Consider the following 18,138-nt stretch of genomic DNA (forward strand, 5'->3'; position numbering starts at 1 on the left):
CAGACAATGTAACGAATGACAGGGGAGGGCAGTGATGCTCTCCTTTTCATTATCCAGAGATCATGACACTGACATCCCTATAATAAACCAGATGACTGTTTGTTAAATAAAAAGGGAAGGCTGCGCCAAAAGGGAAAGGGTTCAAGGGAACGGTTTTTCCCAAGGGAAAAGCCCTATCCACAAAAAGGGAAAGGGAAAAGTTGTCAATATTCAGCCTGAATAATGACAACTTTCACACAAAAACTAAAACAACAAACCTTTAAATATCAAACACTAAACCTTACCATGCTTACTTAAAACGTTGACAATCACTTTGTCTAATTCAGCCTGAATATCTTTAGAAAGTCGACCAAATTCATACGAAAAATTTCGGTCCTTAACTTTCTTACGAGCATACATCCCCTTACTGTCAAACTCAGCAAGAGCGGTCACCACTGGTTTATCTTTTTCTTGCTTATCTTCGACAACTTTCAATTGATTTTTTATGGCAGCAATAATGGCATCTTTCTGCTCTTGAGTGGAATATTCAGCCTGAATATTGACAACTTTTTTGTCAATATTCTTAATAAAATCCGCTAAATTTTCCTCACCATCACATACCTTCAAAACCTTATCCAGCAAGGCATAGTCTGTATGAGAGAGGGCATTTACCACAGGGAAAAGTTTCACCAATTTGTCGTCAACTTTCGCCGCCTTCATTGCCTTACTAACACCCGCCTGACTCAGACCCACTTGCTTCGCAATTTCATCTTGTGTAATGCCTTCATTGGCCAATTGAATAGTGAGACATTGTTTACCAATTTCACGCAAATTGTGTTCTTTTGCTGTCTGCAATTGCTTAGCAAGTGCTTTCGCATCTGCAATTGAAACATCATCTTGAGTAACCAAAATACGAAACTCGGTAACACGACCTTTTTGGAGAAGAAACCATGCTCGACGACGAGAGCCATCCAGTACATCAATCTTTCCATCGATCTCTCGTCCAACCGCAGGATAAAACTGTTGAAACTCTAAAGACTTTAAATCTTCCAATGATTCAGCAGTAAGCAAAGACTGATCGCGGCCATTAATATCAAACGTCACAAGCGTCTCTTGTTGTACTTGTTCGTATGACAACGTCACTTCATTAAACTTAGCTGAAGCCCCTGAGTCCAATTGCCAAACAACACCTTTGCCAACAGCATTGATCCCAAATTTTTGTTGCAGATACTCATTCACATTTTCACCCGCTTTTTCAATTTCTGTCGAAAGCTGTTGAGTCAATGTATCTAAATTCATTTTAGCCGCATCTCTTTGAGCTTCTACTGAGCCAGGAGTATTCCCTAGAGGGCTTGCGCCGCGTTTCTTTGCCATTATTATGCTTGCTCCAATTCACGCCAGACATTAGTGATATCACGTTGTATTTGGCTTGTGACTTCGTAACTATTCTGCTGTGCCGTTTGAAATGTTGACTTACTTTTCGGATATTCACTTTTCGACATATCAAAAACCGTAGACAGTAATGACGAAGCCTGACGAACGGCTTCACTGTGTTTGAATTCTTTAGAGTACAGATAGTTAGAAAAGTGGTTATATAAACTATTCATCAATTCAGTCGTTGTTGAACTGTCACGATGATTCGTTAGCAATATTTTCATAAAGTCATAACCGCGGTGATTTGCATTAGCAAGTAATGCCCATACCTGAGGGATATAACTAAAATAAGAGCACGTTGCATCAATATCATTTTCAGTAATTGATAAAGGGAAGACAACACTCGTAGCAGCAAAATAGGCGTTATAGGTGGCATACCCTAAAGAAGGAGGCGTATCTATAATGATGACATCAAACTCATCTCTTACACTGTTTATAATATCAACCAAAAGAGAGTATGGAGAAGCTAACTGCTGATTGAAGACCTGTTCGTGGAACCACCCTTCTATAGCTCTGTCACTCTGTGCTGCCGGAAGAATGCGTAAATTTGGAATTGTGGTCTCAAGAAATGCATCAGACACCGCCTGTTCAAACGTTTCTCCTTCATCTAAATCAAAATTACGCATCATCAAATCACCGACAGACAGATTACCTTCCAATTCGGCTTCTGGTGCGTAATACATTGATAGAGTGGCTTGACCATCCATATCAATTAAACCAACACGGTATTCTTGGTGAAATTCGGTTGCCAACCCTGATGCGATTGTCGCAGCAGAAACTGTTTTGCCAACACCACCTTTTTGGTTTTGGATCACAATTACCTGAGCGTCTTGCTTTTCGCTACGTTTAAATTTGGGTTCTTTACGTAAGTTTTCAGGAAGTAAATCTCGGATGCCATACATTTCTGCAATATCAATCGACCATTGAGAATCTTCATGACGGCGCGGATCAATGTTCGCAGCGACCACGTACTTATCCAACGTTTTAGCATCAATACCTAAATACGTAGAGGCCTCTGCTCGAGTAAAATTACGTAACTCTTTGCGATGATTGGCGAGCAAACGAAGATTACGACGCTTAATATAATCATCTGCTCCCGTTTTAAGGTTTTGAAAAGTCTGGGTTGTATGCTGAGTATCCATTTCTACCTCCAACAAGGAATGATAAGGAGTATATCCCTTAATTTTTCATACTGGTAGTAAAAAATGATGTACGAATGTAAATTTAATCTTTTTTATAAAATCCAACATTGATAATGGAGGCCATTATCGTTGTTGTTGTCTTTCTTAAGGGTAGAATTTGATACCAACTGTTTTTTGTTTATCTTTATTTCATTGTTTTAGTATACGTTTCTAAGAGTTGTTCACTCGTTTGCTCGAGTAGTTTTTGCATAAAGCTTACCCGTGGGATAAAGAACATCAGAAGTTGGTTTTTGCTCAGTTCTAACTCTGAAGTTAACGTCATTAACTTTTCATACGGTAAATGAGGTATGAAGCTAATATTTCTCATCGCGGTATCAAAAAAGATATCAACGGCTTCAATTTGAATTTTAGTCTTCATTGATACATCACTAATAATGGAGTCTATCTCTCTCTGATCATGATACTGACTGATAACATAATCAACTCCAGCCAAGGTAAATGAAATTGTATATTTACCTGCTTTATAATGGTTCAGCTGTTTTTGGAGTGTTTTTGCTGCTGCAGGTAACACCCGACGTGTTTTTTCAGTCTGATGATTATCGGCCTCCAATAAAGCATAAATAGGGGAGGGAGGGTGGGTGTATTATTCGCCTTAACAGGATTATAAACAGCGCCAGCCTGTGTAACCAGTTGCTGCTCATTAATAGTAATATCGATTTTAGTATAACGATTTGCCGCTAACTGGTGTTTTTTGAGGTTAGGTATCGCAAAACACAGTCGGATACCAAAAAGTTCAACGATTGCCGTTGAACTCCCATCATCGTTGTCAGATATATTAATGAGATCAAACGAACGAGCACATTTTTTGATATCGATAAGTACCTTTTCAACCAGTTTGTTTGGTTCGTTTTCGGTTGGCCATGTGAACTGAACTAAATCTATCAAGGTGAGATCAGATACCGAATTTAGGTGATTAAAGAAAACAGGTGACTTGCGATAATAATCCACTCTCAGATCTTTATAGATTCGATACAATGTAGACGGAACTTGTTGTGCAAGAATGTTTTGACCAAAGAAAATTTTTCTGGAAAAGTTTTTCTTGTAAAAATCTGTCGCCCATTGAACAAAAACACAAGTAAACGGTAATTCATCTCCCCAATCCCGATGAATAGTCGCTTCTACAGACATATCTTGATTCTGATTAAACATATCGTCTGAAAAACGTCCTTCGTATTTTTTAGACATAACCTTCATATTCTGTAAGAACTGGAAGGTATCTGTCATTTCTCCGAGCTGATCAGCAATTTCCTTTTGCATTTGTTTTGAATTTACATGGTACTTATATAACGTTTTTTGAATTCTTAGCAAAGACAGACTAATTTTAAGTCTGTTTTGGGCGGTGTCATCTAAGTTTTTAGCGGCCAGTAAATCATCCATCCAGAGAGGAATTCGTTTGCTATCGTTAAGTTCTGTTTGTCTATGAGGAGGTAAATTAATTAGGTATTGAATCGTTGCATTCATCAAGATTTCAATGAGTTGAGAGTCTTCATCATTTACAATGCCATATATTGATTCAGCAAAGTTTTTATGTGTTCTACCGTCATGTCCTCGAACAATGACTTCTTTTCTAGAAATCACCTCATTACCAGGTGCAAACATGTTTCTTACTTCATTGTTTACTGCTAACTGATAGCCTTGATCGGAGTTCCTAAACTTTTCTCTGTATGAAGCCGGAGTGTATACCTCATTTTTTTGTAAGTTTTCTTGAGCAATAAGAGCGGATTTTCTGCCATTTACCAGTTTTTTACGAGAGTGATCTAAATTGGGAAGATCTCCTAAAGACTTAAATGTATAAATTTCTAATCTAGGTGGGGCATCGGGAAAGACATCTTTTGCACTTTTGATGGTTACCAAATCGTTTTCTTTTAGTTCTATAAATCTTTTTCTTACCGCTGTTTTGTTTATTTCTACGTGTTCCATTACATCATACAGAGTGACATAATCAGACATAGCTCCTAGTCGCTTGATTACAGAATAGATCTTTTTTGTATTCTCATTCGTAGCAAACACTGAGATCAAATAATCTAGTGTCGTTGCAGTTGATTCGGTTACTTCAATAAGCGTAGAGTTTCTTTTCATTGTTAGGTATCAAAACAAAACAGTCATTCCAATATAACATTAAATAATTTTATTTCTAGGTGATTTTTAATATTGATCAAATAGTTAATTATTCTAATAAACTTAAAATGATCCTGTTTAAATTGTTTATAATTGATCATAGTGATCATGGTTTAGACAAAAGACATCTATCAATTTTAACTTGTTGAAACAATTGAATTCAGTATCGATATGTTGATTAAATCACTTGGTAAACTCTCGAAACGATGATCATGTATGCATAGGAACGATGATCAAGATGCTTGCTTAAATCACTCGGTAAACTATTAATAATCACTTGGTAAAGGTTACAGGTTATACACATACATAAAGATCCAAATTTGTGAGGTTGATCTTTAAGTATGTGTCCTATCGGATCGTCAATATACGTCATAAGTAGTTGGATGCGTTATTGGTAGTCATGGGAGCTTGCATCAATCTCATGACTATGTATTGCTGTTTAGAAATAACGCCCTGAAAAAGATGATGCGACTCTTCTGTCACTTGGTCATTTAGATATAGCGATATAAATATGTTGTTATCGTGATTTTTATGTTTGTCGTGCAGTTATAGCAATAATAATTCGTTTTTGATGCGACTTTTAGGTTTAGTCTTTGTGTTATAGCGATAATTTCTGCTGCTAACAGTGATTTTAAACTTTGGTCTTATTCTTATAGCAATAAGAGTGAGGGAAGAAGGTGATTTTAGTCGAGCGTCATTGTTTTATAGCATTCAAACTGGGCGAAATTGGTGACTTTACTCGGGGGTCTGAAAGCTTTGACGATAAGATTACTCGATTTATGTGATTTTGAGTGAATTTTATACGATGTGAGAGCAATAAAGAGTACTAAGCGAGTACAAGCCTTGAAATGGTTACTTGGTAAACCATCAGTGATTACCCATAAATCACTTGGTAAACCATCAGTGATTACCCATAAATCACTTGGTAAACCATCAGTGGTTACCCATAATCACTTGGTAAACCATCAGTGGTTACCCATAAATCACTTGGTAAACCATTAGTGATTATCCATAAATCACTTGGTAAACCATCAGTGGTTACCCATAAATCACTTGGTAAACTTAAAAATTATGTTTTTGAATGGTTGTATTGTGAACAATGAACTATTCGCTGTCATCTTCTAGGATGCGGACAATGTCTTCTAGCTTGTAGTAGTGCTCTTTTGGGAGTTCTTTGGTTAGTTGGATCACTTTTAATTGAAGGGGCGCTAAATCTAAAACACTGTCATCAGTGGACAGCATTTCACTAATATTTAGATGTAACAACTGACAAACAGCGATGAGATTGTCTTTGGATATATCACCTGTTCTTATCCAAAACTGCACACTTGCTCGTGTAACGCCGACTCTTCTTGCTATTTCTGACTTACTTAGTTTGCTGTTTTCTACGGCTAGTTTTAGTTTGTTCCGGATAAGATCTTTAGACTGCTGATTGGCCAAAATATTAAACCTGCTTGTTTTTCTAAATTTTAACGAAGCATTTAGCTTTATGTAATTGACAGTATTGCTTTACAGGTGATAGTTATACTATCATGTGGTGGCTCTTTAATAACTCCTGATCTTTAATATGACACTGAAGCTGGCAGATTATGTTGAGTTTCAGATCAAAAATTTAGTGTGTTGGCCCCACTTCACACTAATAAAGCCACTTCCGTATGACTAAATACGTGAAGTGGCTTCCTTTTTATCAAAGTATATTTCTAGTCATTATGAAGAGACATATGTAAATCAAATGTAAGTATTTTTTAAAATTACTCATCATATTATAAAGGCATAAACAAGGTTAAGTTAATGAATAGATGAAGGTATAGCAAAGACTTGCTATCGAATTCTCTGCATCAAACAGTAAGTCATCCCTTTTAGCTGATTGATAATAAATACTACTTGAATATTTTGGTATGATATTTTCTGTGAATTAATGTATTTTAGCTAAATTATTATCAATGACTTGATCTTTAAATTAACCAACGGTAGGGTATTTGTGTTTATACGAAAAAAATATTAAGCACACGAGTTCTCTCTTAAATGGCTTTCTGAAACGTGTCGCGGTTTACTTTAGGTAAATTGGAAAGCACTATTCACTCCCCAGCTACTATACAGCTGATTTAACTATAGTTACAGACTCCAATGTTGGATTCAGTAGCGAAGTTTATACTGAAAAAGTTTTGATTAGATTGTGTTGATCTTGTCAAATCTGACCTCTTACGTTTCATTGATCATTTCTTACTTAGCTTTGATGTCAACGCTATACCCTCACTCAACTCCGATTCTTTTGAATCTTGTTCGTCTGAATTACTTGTGCTTCTGCTTTTAAAGTGAATCATTTATGTATCATCAGGGAAATATATTTTAAGCGTTATGCATTTTTAATATTTTCTGTTGGTAGCTTACAGAATGGTGCTTTATTAATAATTATTTAGTTTAGATGATTAGTAATAACTTAATTATTAAGGGTGATGAGTGACTATATATATTATTTAAAATGATAACTATGCAAATTATAGGAGGTAACAATGAAATTACAATGCTTAATAGATTATCGCTGGGAACATGGATTAACACAGAGTGAAATGGCGAAGTTATTGAATGTGTCGCAACCTCATATCAGCTTTCTTGAGAGAGGACTTAAGCCTATCAATCCCATAAAAGTAAAGTTTTATTCGTTAAAGACTGGGATCCCTAAGAGCCAGCTACGGCCAGATCTTTTTGATGTAGAGACCGATGACTGATTAGTCACTTTATTTTCACCATTTTTTATCAGGGAAATGTTTGGGAATGATTCAACAAATAACGAAGTTTATAAACTGGCTTAATGAAGATGTCTCTTCAAATGATGAGAGTGAGCAAATGACCTCTTGTTCGATTGAAGGATATATCGACCCTTGGACAGAGGTTGATATACGTCATGACAGCATTATCTTGAACAAGCTTCAAGTACTTAAGCGCAGTGGATTGGCATTACCTCATGAAGTATGGGATGAGTTTGTATTGGATACCGTTGTGCGTTTTGCACAATGGTGTCAAGACTTACCGGCTTCTGAATCTTACCATCACTCAGGAAAGCGGGGACTGTTCCTACATAGCTTAGATGTGGCCATTTATGCGATGCGTTTGAGGCGAAATTACATTCTGCCACCAAATACACCTCCAGAAGAGGTGATACATCGAGAAATTGTTTGGGTGTATGGCGTATTTTTATGCGCATTGTTACATGATTGTGGAAAGTTGATGGATTTCGAGATAGAGCTTTATTGCAAGGAAAAACCAATTCGATGGACGCCGGTTCTGGGCTTTGTGAAAGCACCATATCGATTTCGCTACTACAAAGATCGTCACTATGCATCACACAAGTACAGTGGCCTGTCGTTATTAAATCAATTGCTGTCTGAAAATCCAATGGAAGCTATCTCAGAAGATCGACAACTCTATTATGAGATCACGGCATATCTGTCGGGTAATAGCGATTCAGACAGTGTTATTGGGCAAATTATTAAACAAGCGGACGCTGCGAGTGTAGCTCAAGATTTGGGAGCAGATAGTGCAGGCATTAATACTGCTGCGGAAAAAGCGAAAGGCTCTTCGTTGTCATTAGCTAGCCAGTTGCGCTTGACGCTGTGTCAGTTAATTCAATCTGGAGAGATCCCACTAAACAAAAAAGGAGCAGAAGGATTTGTTGATGGCGATTCGTTGTTTTTAGTGAGTAAAACAATCGGAGATAAAATTCGTAATACCTTGATGGAGCGAGGTATTACGAATGTTCCCTCTGATAATAGTCGTTTATTTAATGTGCTTCAGCAGCATCACCTTATTCGCCCGAACGATGATGATATGGCCATTTGGAAATGTGAGGTTTATTTAACATCATTTGAATGGAGACAAACTTTTACGTTTGTTTGTGTGCATTGGCCTTCACTACTACCAGATGAAACTTTGGAAAGCATGGAAGGAAAAATGACGCTAGTTGCTTCTGACTCAACTCAGAATGAAGAAAGAGAATCGGCTACAAATAAATCTGATGAAGCTTTGAATGAAGTAACGGTTGAACCTTTATCACCAATGACATCGTCACAGGATTTAATGGGGTTCTTACCGGGATTGCCTGACGATATTGACGCTGACTCTTCTGCCGATGAACCAGAGCCTGAATGTGACAACATCACTGCAGAATCATCGGTCAACGATGATGACCAACGACCTGAATATGCATTGATGGAGAAGCTGGATCTAAGAGATATATCGACAAATGAATTGGGTGAAGCATTCTATCAATGGGTTGATAGGGTGTTGTGCGGTGGTGTACATCAAGTGAATAAAAAAGGAGCCATGTTTCATCGATTGGAAGAGGGGATGCTTGTTGTTTCCCCTGGTGCTTTTCGAACGTTTATTGAAGAGCGTTGCCGGTACGGGAAAAACAATGCTTACAGTTTGGTTCAGCAAGGCCTACAACCATTAGAGTTACATATTAAACGGGAAAATGGCCAAAGTGTTCATCAAGCAATGATCAAGGATTCTGAGAAAACCCTCAATGGTTTTCTATTTCCTACCAAGCCTGAGTGGGAAAATATCTATTCGATCAACCCGTATGTTTATTTGGAGGATAAATGAATCGCTCTGATGATACATTAAACAATGAAATGCATTGGGTCGTATTAAGTTATATTGCCCAGCTCGCATGCTCGGATAAAGATGAGTTGCTTCTTGAGGCTGGATTTGAGCCTAAGCTGATCCGAATATTGAAAAAGAAGTCACTTGCCGATATACGAATACTATCCACCAATCTTTGTGATACCCCTGTCATCGATGTAGCCAAACTGCAGCAGGCTATTGAGTTGGCACAAATACCAAAAGAGATACAAAGCTTCTTAGTATATGGAGCAAGCAATAAAGCGTTAGAACATTTTCTAGGCATAAAAGGAGCAGTCAATGCGGATTGGCGACGAGTCGTGTGTGCTGATCCTGATTTTAGAAATCGAAGTGTACCTGACAATAAATATTCGGAGTTGTGGGACACACTATTGGCATTGCCGCTCAATGACGTAAAAGACATTAGTTCTGAGCAAATAGTGGAGGTTGCGAAGTGTCTAAGGTTAAGTATTGGCTCGATATGGTCAGAAATAAGTAATCAATGATGGTAACTTCATAAAGTGGGGCTAGAAAATGAGTAAAAATAATAATTTATTGGGTGGATTAGGTAGCGTTGGTCAAATAGAACTTCATAGCATAGAGAGTGTTCGCTTATGGACGCCTTCTATCAGGCGAAAAACACCAACAGTAGGACGTTTTTTTTCAGTAACATCCGTTTTAGAACAGGCAGCAAGACAAGATGATCCTTATGCCGATTTTGCGCTGTTGGAGCTTGAAAACGTGATGAACAAGGCATTTTCTCTCTACACAAATATGATGGAACAGCTGCCTTCTTTGGTTTCTTCTCGAATAAGGTTTACAGAGTGCAAAAGTAATAAACCAATGATCAAAGATTTGAATGTGAATACTCGTTTTGGTTGGAGGATGGTTTCTTTATTAGAAATGTATGATGTTTTAATGGTGCGCTTATTTGATGCAAAGTATAAAGCGCAAATTTCTCGTACTGTATTTGAAAAACGTAAAAATGAAGCGATAAGTATGATCCATGCCGTATTAAACCAATCTCTTGTCATCAAGCATTCAGGTATTACTCGCCAGGATGTAGTGGCAAACAATGCTAAAGCGATAGAAGCAAAAGAAAAGTATGGGCATATTCTTATCCCCCTTGAGGTCATGGAAGGTGTAGAGCGCGCTGAGTTTGCACCGGAAATAAAAAGGAATCGTAGTGAGCTCAACCATAGATAGGCATGAGTGTAAAGTTGATATCTTAACAGGCTCTAAAGTTAATCGAGAACTTGAGAGCCTTCCTGTAAGTGATCTCAAAGAAGAGAGTTCAGACAGCTTAAGAAAAAATTGTATATCGCACAGCGTAAATCGTTGGGTGTTGCTCATAAGCCATTGACGGCTTATGAAGCGGCGTTAATAAAGTACGACTGTTGTCCTATGGAACGCTTAGATAGGTGGGAAACGAAGGGGGTGAAACCTAGGTTGACCGGTGGATTCTCTGACGCTTTTAGAGTTGTACTTAAACATGGTGCGCGTGCCAGTGGTTGTTTGCGCCACCGTGCCATTGTTCTTGGTATGCATACGTTTATTCGCGATATCTTTAATCAAAATTTTGATAACCTTATTTTGTTTATTTTGAAAAACACCAATACCAGTACGCGAACATTTTCATTACGCGCAACCCAACAGCAAATTGGCAACGTAATAAACGTCAGTCAGCCAACAGTATCGCGTATGCTTGGTTTGTGTGTTCAGTTAGGTCTTCTTGAGCATGCCTTTTCTGGAGAGAATGATTCGCGTGATCCTAGGGGTGGGTTAGTTCATGATAAGACGGATGCACAAAAACGAAACCTCAATAATATTTATACTGTGACGGATGAATTTGGTCCTTTGGTTGCCGGGGATGTTGCTGGGGCCAAATTGAATAAAACATTACAGGATACTGATAAAAAAGCCGTAGATGCTGGAGCTGGTGAATTGAAGGTTCGTTTGGGCATTGTCCGAAATATTGCTTGGGAAGCAACTATTGCCCGTCGGGCTCTTAGTATTTCGAACGGCACACTGAAGAAGAAAGTGAAAAAAGAGACCGATCGATCTCGTGCCGTAAATATTATTGTCAAAAGGTTACAAAAACGTGGTCAACATATTGGTATGTCAGAAAAAGAATTTTCATTTCTCGTCAATACAATGGTGAGCCACTGTGGTTTTAGTCCTCATGTAAATTCTGAGGAGGTATTATAATTCGATTTTTTCAATTCACTCTTTCTAGAGTGATTCATGCTGCCTTATGTTTTTTTATCCTCATTTTCGTCATATTATTAATCGATTATCTCTTTGTTTCTCTGCTTTTTAATCGCTTTTTTCGAAATAAATTAAGATTCCAACTCTAATCTTCAGTGATCAACGTTGATTATAAATTAAGTTATCCACTGCTACTGAATACTAACTAATGGCTTTTGATAAATAGTACGGGGGATTGAGTGAATACCCCATTTATCTACATATATAAAAATAAAACATTTATTATTAAGGTCTAAATTCTGTGGATAACGGGAACAAAAATAGTAAGGACTCACTACTTATCGCTTCGACGTTTTACAAACGTGCGCGATAACTAACGTGTAGAAAATTCCCCCATCAATTTCAAACAACTAATACACACCGCAATCACTTAAACTATTACACATTCTTTTGTCTGGCAGGGAGGGGAATTGCAATACTCGTGCCTATAGAGGTTTGACCAACTCTGGTGCGAGAATACTGTTAGTCACTTCAGTCATTCATGTCGTCGCACAGCTCCTCCATACTTGTTAGAGTTCTCTGCTACACGTAGCTAGCGCTAGCTCAGATATGAAAAGTAGATGGTACCAAGTGGATCAGTTTTGCGTTGATGGTGACAAATGCTCTGGCTAGGGACGACATCAAAGGCTCAGCTTTTTTGTAAGTTGTACTTCTAGATCACTAAAGCCCATTTCTCGGATTTGATTGACTAAGTTATCTAGCCGCCATATTCTCAGCTCTGATGCTCGAGCGTGACGTATCGCATAGGCAATCCCTTTTGTTTGGTCTATTCCTACAAGATGAAACTTATTTGGCATATTTTGTGATTCTTGAGCAAGTATCTTAGTCATTGTTCCTGTTTCAGCTAACCGTCGAAACTCGCCTTCTTTAACCTGATGAAATTTTACTGGCATACATAACGTCATTATGTTGATTACATTTTGTCATTATGTTCGAATTGGATGGGAAAAGACATTAATAAAATGTTGAAAGGTCTCCAAGCGAAGACCTCACTGTAATTTCTTAAGTTTGCGCCCTTCGGCGACGTGAATTGAATCACGAATTAATCATTCAAGCATGATTTAGGCTTGCCCTTTGCGGACAATAGTTAAGTAAAGTTCTCCTTTAGATCAAAATAGTATACACATATCGTCCACCTCAGGACTTTTCTATGTATACGGTTAATTGCGCGTACTATTGAGTACGTAGTGAAGTGTTCTGGTAGGATAGTTGGTGTGATAACCAAATAGTCGATATTGCACCTACATCATGTGTTGGTAGTTAATAGCGCTTTCCAATTTACCTAGAGGTAAACCGCGACACGTTTCAGAAAGCCATTTAAGAGGAGCCTCGTGTGCTTGGTCTGTAAATTAGGACTACAGTAAAGTGAGTATAGCAAAATGTGATTCGATTTTCTGTAAGCTAATCAAGTACCCTCCTACTTAAGCGGACACTTGTTCTTGAGTCGTTTCAGTTATTGTATTTTCATTTCTTGTCCACTCTACTTCACCCATAGTTTGGTCAGTATCATTATAAAACCTACCGGCCATTTTCCGTATTGGTTTGTTTATATCGTCTCTTACCCAGTCCAAGACAACGTACCCACGCTTAAGTTCATTCGCGTACTTAGGCGAACTATAGTGATAGATCAGCTTGCCTTTTAACTTTCCAAACCCTGTATGAATGACTTCATCAACTTCGAAATAAGTTTTATCCCCTTCTCCTTCAAGGCATCCGATAATTACAAAATTACCATCTTCGAAATTGATTGTTGAAAATCTTTAATTCCCCAGAAAATTTAGATAATTCATGTGTGCACATAACAGTAGTGATATCTCTTATATCTCCTATTTCTAAAGTGGTATGTTTATCATCATGCGGTTGATCAGGATTGTACAGAACCACTCTGAATTCATTTTGATAGCTTTGGTGGTCAAACTTTCTGAAAATCCCCATTCTTCCATCATAAGTACTTTTATCGACGTAACTTACTGGCGAATGACTCAAGCGCATACCTTTCAGTATTGCTGCCGCTTTCATCCTCCGAAGAAGTTCTTTTGGATTTCTAATAAGTACCGCTTTATCGCCAAAAGATAGATTTCTCTCGTCAAAATGGAAGTCACTATGTTTAACCAACATATACATACAAAGTAGATTTCTTTTAGCTACGTTTTTATGGTATTCCCGAAAAATAAGAGGGCTTTTTACACCTTCAATTGGTACGTAAGCACCTAACTTATGCCTGATTGAGACCTGTTTGATTTGCCGCGATTGCACTATGCCTTCATGGATATCCTTTCTTACAGGGTCATTGTCCATCGCCGAAAAATAAATATCTGAGTTCATGTAAATATCGCCATTCAAAAAATCATCTAAATAAGCAAACGGTAAGATTCTAGCCAACATTATTTGAGTGCTTTTGGATATTTCCAACAAACTTTACCCCTTAGTACCCATGATTCATTAAGTTGGGGCGTGACTCCCATACTGTCCAAAATTGAACCTTTCCATCGACCAAACCATCACTAACGAACCAAAGCTCGGAGTTATTACCGTTCAGTCTCCACTCTGGTTCCGACCACCTGACAAGTAAATGAGTCAAAGGACGTTTATACCATTCAGGCGCAACATAGCCACAGCAAGAAGTGGAATCAATATTCGACATATAGCGTCGATAATCATTCGCTAAAAAAACCACGGTTGATGCAATGGCGGCCACTGTCAAAATGATTTTAATTTTCATCAATTTCCTCCTTGTTACTCGTCTCCACAAACGCAGTCAGGCATTTTTTCATCACAACTTTCACAACTACCGCATTCGCAATTGCTCATCATGTGTCGCACTCATCGCATATTTTATCCATTGGATCCATTTCAATTGTCCTCTTTGTAATGATTGATTCTTAGGTGGTAAACCTATTCATAATTTCAGTCTAAAGTTTACCAGTGGGTTTGAATAGTTAACCACGTCAGTGAGTTAGAGTGGTAAAATCGCTACAGGCAAAATTCCCCCCTAGCGTCTAAAACGAACGTTTTTAGTAAAATAGTCGGAACAAGCACCACGAGGAGCAGTATCGTTCTTGCCTAACTTTTTTAGCCATTCGCCAAAAGGTAGCTGCCCCGTGGAGCGAAAAACAACACCTTCCATTAGCTCGAAATCACCTTTGGGATCAAAAATAGTAGGTGCATTCAAATTAACTCGGCTGACCTTTACGCAATCCTCATTAATGCGGGTTCGTGTCTCTTCCCACTTAGGTTCTTTTTCCTGAATTGGCGGTATAGTTCCAAACATTACAATTTTTCCCGTTACAGCTTCACACATGTAAATCTACAAGATGTAGAACCCTGATCATCAAACTCAAATATGTAGCCTTTCACACCGTCATCATTTGTGTTCTCGCCAAACCTACAACTGCCTATTGCTTTGACTCTTACACCTGTTAGATAGCAAATAGAGAAATCCTTATCGAAGTCTTTCTTTGGAATAAAAGCATTGCATCCCCCGCCAAATTTTCCGCCCCAATGTTCGCCAGAAAATACAACTGGATTATCTTTTAGCGCATAACCTACTTGTTTAACTGAACAGTCAGATTCATCAGTAAACACCTCTGTCAATTGAGATGCGAACGAAGGGGTTGCCAATAAAGCTAATAGTAAAAGTGTTTTTTTCATATGGTCCTCTTGTTTGTTTTATGACAGCTATATAGGGCACAAATTTCCCCGTTATTGAATAATTGGTAAATTGTTTGCTTTAAACATACGATTTACAGCGTTCAGATTTCGTATCCATTTCTGATCTGCATCATAATCACCGCCGCCTATCATAGAATCGCAGTCTGTGAATTGGTCGTAAATCGCCTTAATTTGAACATCAGTGACGACTAGTTTCTTCGAACGCTTGTATGATTTAACTTTCTTTAGAAGCTCTGATTTCACATGCTGATATGTCCACGAGTTACCCCTGATCTTCTTGCAACTTCCAATATTCATCAGGCCATTCAATTTGGCGGTCGACCTTGGCTTTAGGATTAGCTTGATATAGATCCAGATTTTTTACTATTTCACCAGAGACAAATACTGTTCTTTGGAAACGCTCCAAAAGCTCATTTAAGCGTTTTAGTTTTAGCTCGTTATTGCCATTGCCTTCTAGTGTTTCTATTGAATCCACGATCTCAATTTCATTATTTCTACAGAAAAGAGAAAACCTTAACAGGTCTTGCGTGAGTCCATTTGGTAACTCATTTAACCTATGTAGTTCTAACGCAACTAACCCTCGGTCACTGAGCTTCATCTTTTCATAATGAGTGCCGATATCAAATGATTGTGCCTTGATAAGGCTTTCCAACTTCAGAATGTTAGCTTCGTGGTGCCTTGAAATATTTATCAGCTCTGATTTGGCAAAAGACGCCACATTTAACTTCTCTTTACGATCTTCGACTGATTTTCTATGGCGTATAAATAGATCATTAAGTATTTGAGCAATGATAAATGCAACAACACCGATCAGTGCAGGTGTTGTGTCGCCATCTATAACAATATATGGCGAAGAATTTTCGGAAATTTTTGATTCCACTTCTATTATAGGGCTGTCCTTGCTTTCATTACTTGATGATGGTTGCGTAGACGCAAAAACACTTAATGACGTAATTAACAAAGCCACCAATACTGCAAACTTTCTCACGAATTCCCCCCGCTTTAAGCTTGTGTCTGATAATTGTTACTGAACTGATTTAAATCGATACCAGATTCTTGTGCTCTGGTTAAAATTTTCATCATCCAAGTTAACTCGCTCTGATACGTTTTTTCTCTCCTGCTGAAATGAAAAAGTTCATCCGTATCAATATTGTGATCGATTATTTCTGTACGCGAGAACGAACCTACTTTTACTCTCTTTTTCTCACGGCCTTTGACTATTCGTAATCGAGGTTGATTCTTTCCGTACACTTCCCATAACTGCCAACCATAAGGAATTTCAGAAGCTTTCAATAAACCTTCAGGAGCAAGGTAAACTCTTTCATCACCCATACCCATACTAGGGTTCATTCGCCATATTTTTTTCTGATCGGCTTTAAAATCAGAGCGTGATATTTTTACTTCAACAACAATTGAATAACCATCACACATAATACCTAGCACGTCTGGCTGCTCTCCGTGAGTGTTGCTAGTCAAATTAGAGAACGCGAAACGATATCCCATTCTGGTTAGCCTAGAGATGCACCAATCAGCTATTTCATCATGAGTCATATCTGATACGGACATAGTTCTATTTCCCCTTAGTCTGAAAAACTGTAAGCAGGGTTAGCAAACTTGTGCTCAGGAAACAACTTTTCTAACTTAGCCCCGAAAGTTTCCTCAATAGCTATATACATCATAATTGTCAAAGGTAAGTCCGATTTTGTTGAATCTGCTTTTTCTGTAATTAAACTTTTTTCAATTTGATAGTCGTATAAAGGTAGCTCTCACCAATGACAGAGGCACGCTATGAATGAATTTTTCATAGATTTCATTGTCGCTCTTGATACTCTGTTGTAGGTGATCAGAGATACTTTCTAATAAAGTGCATACTGTCATTTTAATAATTTCCCTTAAGACTCGTTTGATCTACTTCTAAGAGCGACAGACAATGATTCACGCTCTCGCTCGGAAAGCGATAAGTCGTTTTGCAGTTGAGATATTTGTCGTTGTAGCTCAACTAGCTGACCTTGTGCGGCAGCTAATTGCTTACTGTCAGATTTAGCCTCTACCAACTCACCTGTTAAACGCTCTACTTCTGATTTTCGGCTTTCTTCCTGAGTTTGTAACTGAACGACTGTAGTTCGCTCATTAGCAAGTTGGTTGAGCGTTTCAGAATGCTGCTCTTGTGTTTTTTGATGTTGAGCTTGCTCGATTTCTCTTTTAGCCTGATCGACAGTGAGTAACTTAACCTGTTCTCGCAACCCTGCGCATTCTTGCTCTGCTTTATCTGCTCGACGGTTAGCGGCTTCAACAAGGCTTTCAGCTTCACTTTTTGCGTTAGTCACTAAAAGATCGCATTTCTTTTCATTGTCAGAAATTGACTTGTCAGCCTCTTTCTTCGCTTCTTCACTCAACGCTGTAGCTTCACTCGCTTTCTGCTCAGCACTTTCTACACGTTCTAGCGCTTTAGCTGCTTTTTCATTGGCTTCATTGATGAGTTGAGTCGCTTTAGCTTCTGCCATTTCAATACGGTGCTGACAGTCTTTTTCTTTTTCTTCCAGAAGTTCTATAACCTCATCTAACTGAGCTTTCTGATCGGAAAGCATTTGCTGAAGACTTGCGGTTTTACGCTCGACAACGCTCTGCATTTCATCCGCTAACAACTGAGCAATTTTACTGCTGCCTAGCTCATCAGCCATTTTCAAAACTTCTGCATTACGCTTGTCGTTAAAATCGCGCAAAAGCTTGGAGACGGTTTCTGTTTTTCCACCTGTCACCTGCATAACATTGCGAACCGATGGTTTAGTCCCTTGAGTTAGCATAGCTGTAGCTGCTTTTGATACCTGCTCAAAGGTCACGC

Annotated in this window: 18 protein-coding genes; 5 read left to right on the forward strand and 13 right to left on the reverse strand. The window is 38.3% G+C overall.

From position 1 onward, the window contains the following. Positions 1–273 precede the first annotated feature (273 nt). The 5 genes from CHJ_RS23550 to CHJ_RS23570 form a co-directional block, all read right to left on the reverse strand. On the reverse strand, positions 274–1,353 hold the full coding sequence (locus CHJ_RS23550; protein WP_317919324.1) for a ParB family protein: 1,080 nt from the start codon (positions 1,351–1,353) through the stop codon (positions 274–276). A 2-nt stretch (positions 1,354–1,355) separates the two neighbouring features. Further along, the gene (locus tag CHJ_RS23555) at positions 1,356–2,555 is read right to left on the reverse strand and encodes a ParA family protein (protein WP_317919325.1); all 1,200 of its coding nucleotides are present in this window, start codon (positions 2,553–2,555) and stop codon (positions 1,356–1,358) included. A gap of 184 nt (positions 2,556–2,739) precedes the next feature. Further along, on the reverse strand, positions 2,740–2,973 hold the full coding sequence (locus CHJ_RS23560) for a hypothetical protein (RefSeq protein WP_317919326.1): 234 nt from the start codon (positions 2,971–2,973) through the stop codon (positions 2,740–2,742). Between the two features lie 113 nt (positions 2,974–3,086). Continuing rightward, positions 3,087–4,694 carry a hypothetical protein gene (locus CHJ_RS23565; protein WP_317919327.1) on the reverse strand — a complete coding sequence of 536 codons (1,608 nt, stop codon included), beginning with the start codon at positions 4,692–4,694 and terminating at the stop codon, positions 3,087–3,089. A gap of 1,143 nt (positions 4,695–5,837) precedes the next feature. Beyond that, positions 5,838–6,173, reverse strand: a complete 336-nt coding sequence (locus CHJ_RS23570) for a helix-turn-helix domain-containing protein (protein WP_317919328.1) — start codon at positions 6,171–6,173, stop codon at positions 5,838–5,840. Between the two features lie 1,073 nt (positions 6,174–7,246). Between CHJ_RS23570 and CHJ_RS23575 the strand changes: the two genes are divergently transcribed. From CHJ_RS23575 to CHJ_RS23595, 5 genes are all read left to right on the forward strand, one after another. Further along, positions 7,247–7,462 carry a helix-turn-helix domain-containing protein gene (locus CHJ_RS23575; RefSeq protein WP_317919329.1) on the forward strand — a complete coding sequence of 72 codons (216 nt, stop codon included), beginning with the start codon at positions 7,247–7,249 and terminating at the stop codon, positions 7,460–7,462. 46 nt (positions 7,463–7,508) lie between these two features. Beyond that, on the forward strand, positions 7,509–9,338 hold the full coding sequence (mobH, locus tag CHJ_RS23580; RefSeq protein ID WP_317919330.1) for a MobH family relaxase: 1,830 nt from the start codon (positions 7,509–7,511) through the stop codon (positions 9,336–9,338). Next, complete coding sequence (locus CHJ_RS23585; RefSeq protein ID WP_317919331.1) at positions 9,335–9,862, forward strand: STY4526/YPO1902 family pathogenicity island replication protein; 528 nt, start codon at positions 9,335–9,337, stop codon at positions 9,860–9,862. The genes mobH and CHJ_RS23585 overlap by 4 nt, the downstream gene beginning before the upstream one ends. A gap of 28 nt (positions 9,863–9,890) precedes the next feature. Next, complete coding sequence (locus CHJ_RS23590; protein WP_317919332.1) at positions 9,891–10,562, forward strand: PFL_4669 family integrating conjugative element protein; 672 nt, start codon at positions 9,891–9,893, stop codon at positions 10,560–10,562. Positions 10,563–10,670: 108 nt separating this feature from the next. Continuing rightward, positions 10,671–11,564, forward strand: a complete 894-nt coding sequence (locus CHJ_RS23595) for a helix-turn-helix domain-containing protein (RefSeq protein ID WP_317919333.1) — start codon at positions 10,671–10,673, stop codon at positions 11,562–11,564. A 680-nt stretch (positions 11,565–12,244) separates the two neighbouring features. Here the strand turns inward: CHJ_RS23595 and CHJ_RS23600 are convergent. The 8 genes from CHJ_RS23600 to CHJ_RS23635 form a co-directional block, all read right to left on the reverse strand. After that, the gene (locus CHJ_RS23600) at positions 12,245–12,517 is read right to left on the reverse strand and encodes a hypothetical protein (protein ID WP_317919334.1); all 273 of its coding nucleotides are present in this window, start codon (positions 12,515–12,517) and stop codon (positions 12,245–12,247) included. An 835-nt stretch (positions 12,518–13,352) separates the two neighbouring features. Continuing rightward, a complete protein-coding gene (locus CHJ_RS23605) occupies positions 13,353–14,039 on the reverse strand; it encodes a hypothetical protein (protein ID WP_317919335.1) in 687 nt (228 codons plus the stop codon). A gap of 10 nt (positions 14,040–14,049) precedes the next feature. Continuing rightward, on the reverse strand, positions 14,050–14,346 hold the full coding sequence (locus CHJ_RS23610) for a hypothetical protein (protein WP_317919336.1): 297 nt from the start codon (positions 14,344–14,346) through the stop codon (positions 14,050–14,052). A 270-nt stretch (positions 14,347–14,616) separates the two neighbouring features. Continuing rightward, positions 14,617–14,895, reverse strand: a complete 279-nt coding sequence (locus CHJ_RS23615; protein WP_317919337.1) for a hypothetical protein — start codon at positions 14,893–14,895, stop codon at positions 14,617–14,619. Between the two features lie 14 nt (positions 14,896–14,909). After that, the gene (locus CHJ_RS23620; RefSeq protein WP_317919338.1) at positions 14,910–15,275 is read right to left on the reverse strand and encodes a hypothetical protein; all 366 of its coding nucleotides are present in this window, start codon (positions 15,273–15,275) and stop codon (positions 14,910–14,912) included. 283 nt (positions 15,276–15,558) lie between these two features. Further along, positions 15,559–16,284 (reverse strand): hypothetical protein, encoded by a 726-nt coding sequence (locus CHJ_RS23625; protein ID WP_317919339.1) that lies wholly within the window; start codon positions 16,282–16,284, stop codon positions 15,559–15,561. A 14-nt stretch (positions 16,285–16,298) separates the two neighbouring features. Next, positions 16,299–16,862 carry a hypothetical protein gene (locus CHJ_RS23630; RefSeq protein ID WP_317919340.1) on the reverse strand — a complete coding sequence of 188 codons (564 nt, stop codon included), beginning with the start codon at positions 16,860–16,862 and terminating at the stop codon, positions 16,299–16,301. Between the two features lie 326 nt (positions 16,863–17,188). Then, positions 17,189–18,138, reverse strand: a 950-nt coding sequence (locus CHJ_RS23635) for a DNA-binding protein (protein WP_317919341.1), incomplete at its 5' end; no start/stop codon positions are given.

The organism is Vibrio sp. MACH09 (assembly GCF_033238805.1).
Classification (GTDB): domain Bacteria; phylum Pseudomonadota; class Gammaproteobacteria; order Enterobacterales; family Vibrionaceae; genus Vibrio.

Bases quoted from the DNA above. Each gene is read 5' to 3' on its own strand.
- CHJ_RS23550 (WP_317919324.1), bottom strand. From the start codon at position 1,353: ATGGCAAAGAAACGCGGCGCAAGCCCTCTAGGGAATACTCCTGGCTCA.
- CHJ_RS23555 (WP_317919325.1), bottom strand. From the start codon at position 2,555: ATGGATACTCAGCATACAACCCAGACTTTTCAAAACCTTAAAACGGGA.
- CHJ_RS23560 (WP_317919326.1), bottom strand. From the start codon at position 2,973: ATGAAGACTAAAATTCAAATTGAAGCCGTTGATATCTTTTTTGATACC.
- CHJ_RS23565 (WP_317919327.1), bottom strand. From the start codon at position 4,694: ATGAAAAGAAACTCTACGCTTATTGAAGTAACCGAATCAACTGCAACG.
- CHJ_RS23575 (WP_317919329.1), top strand. From the start codon at position 7,247: ATGAAATTACAATGCTTAATAGATTATCGCTGGGAACATGGATTAACA.
- mobH (WP_317919330.1), top strand. From the start codon at position 7,509: ATGATTCAACAAATAACGAAGTTTATAAACTGGCTTAATGAAGATGTC.
- CHJ_RS23585 (WP_317919331.1), top strand. From the start codon at position 9,335: ATGAATCGCTCTGATGATACATTAAACAATGAAATGCATTGGGTCGTA.
- CHJ_RS23590 (WP_317919332.1), top strand. From the start codon at position 9,891: ATGAGTAAAAATAATAATTTATTGGGTGGATTAGGTAGCGTTGGTCAA.
- CHJ_RS23600 (WP_317919334.1), bottom strand. From the start codon at position 12,517: ATGCCAGTAAAATTTCATCAGGTTAAAGAAGGCGAGTTTCGACGGTTA.
- CHJ_RS23610 (WP_317919336.1), bottom strand. From the start codon at position 14,346: ATGAAAATTAAAATCATTTTGACAGTGGCCGCCATTGCATCAACCGTG.
- CHJ_RS23615 (WP_317919337.1), bottom strand. From the start codon at position 14,895: ATGTTTGGAACTATACCGCCAATTCAGGAAAAAGAACCTAAGTGGGAA.
- CHJ_RS23620 (WP_317919338.1), bottom strand. From the start codon at position 15,275: ATGAAAAAAACACTTTTACTATTAGCTTTATTGGCAACCCCTTCGTTC.
- CHJ_RS23630 (WP_317919340.1), bottom strand. From the start codon at position 16,862: ATGTCCGTATCAGATATGACTCATGATGAAATAGCTGATTGGTGCATC.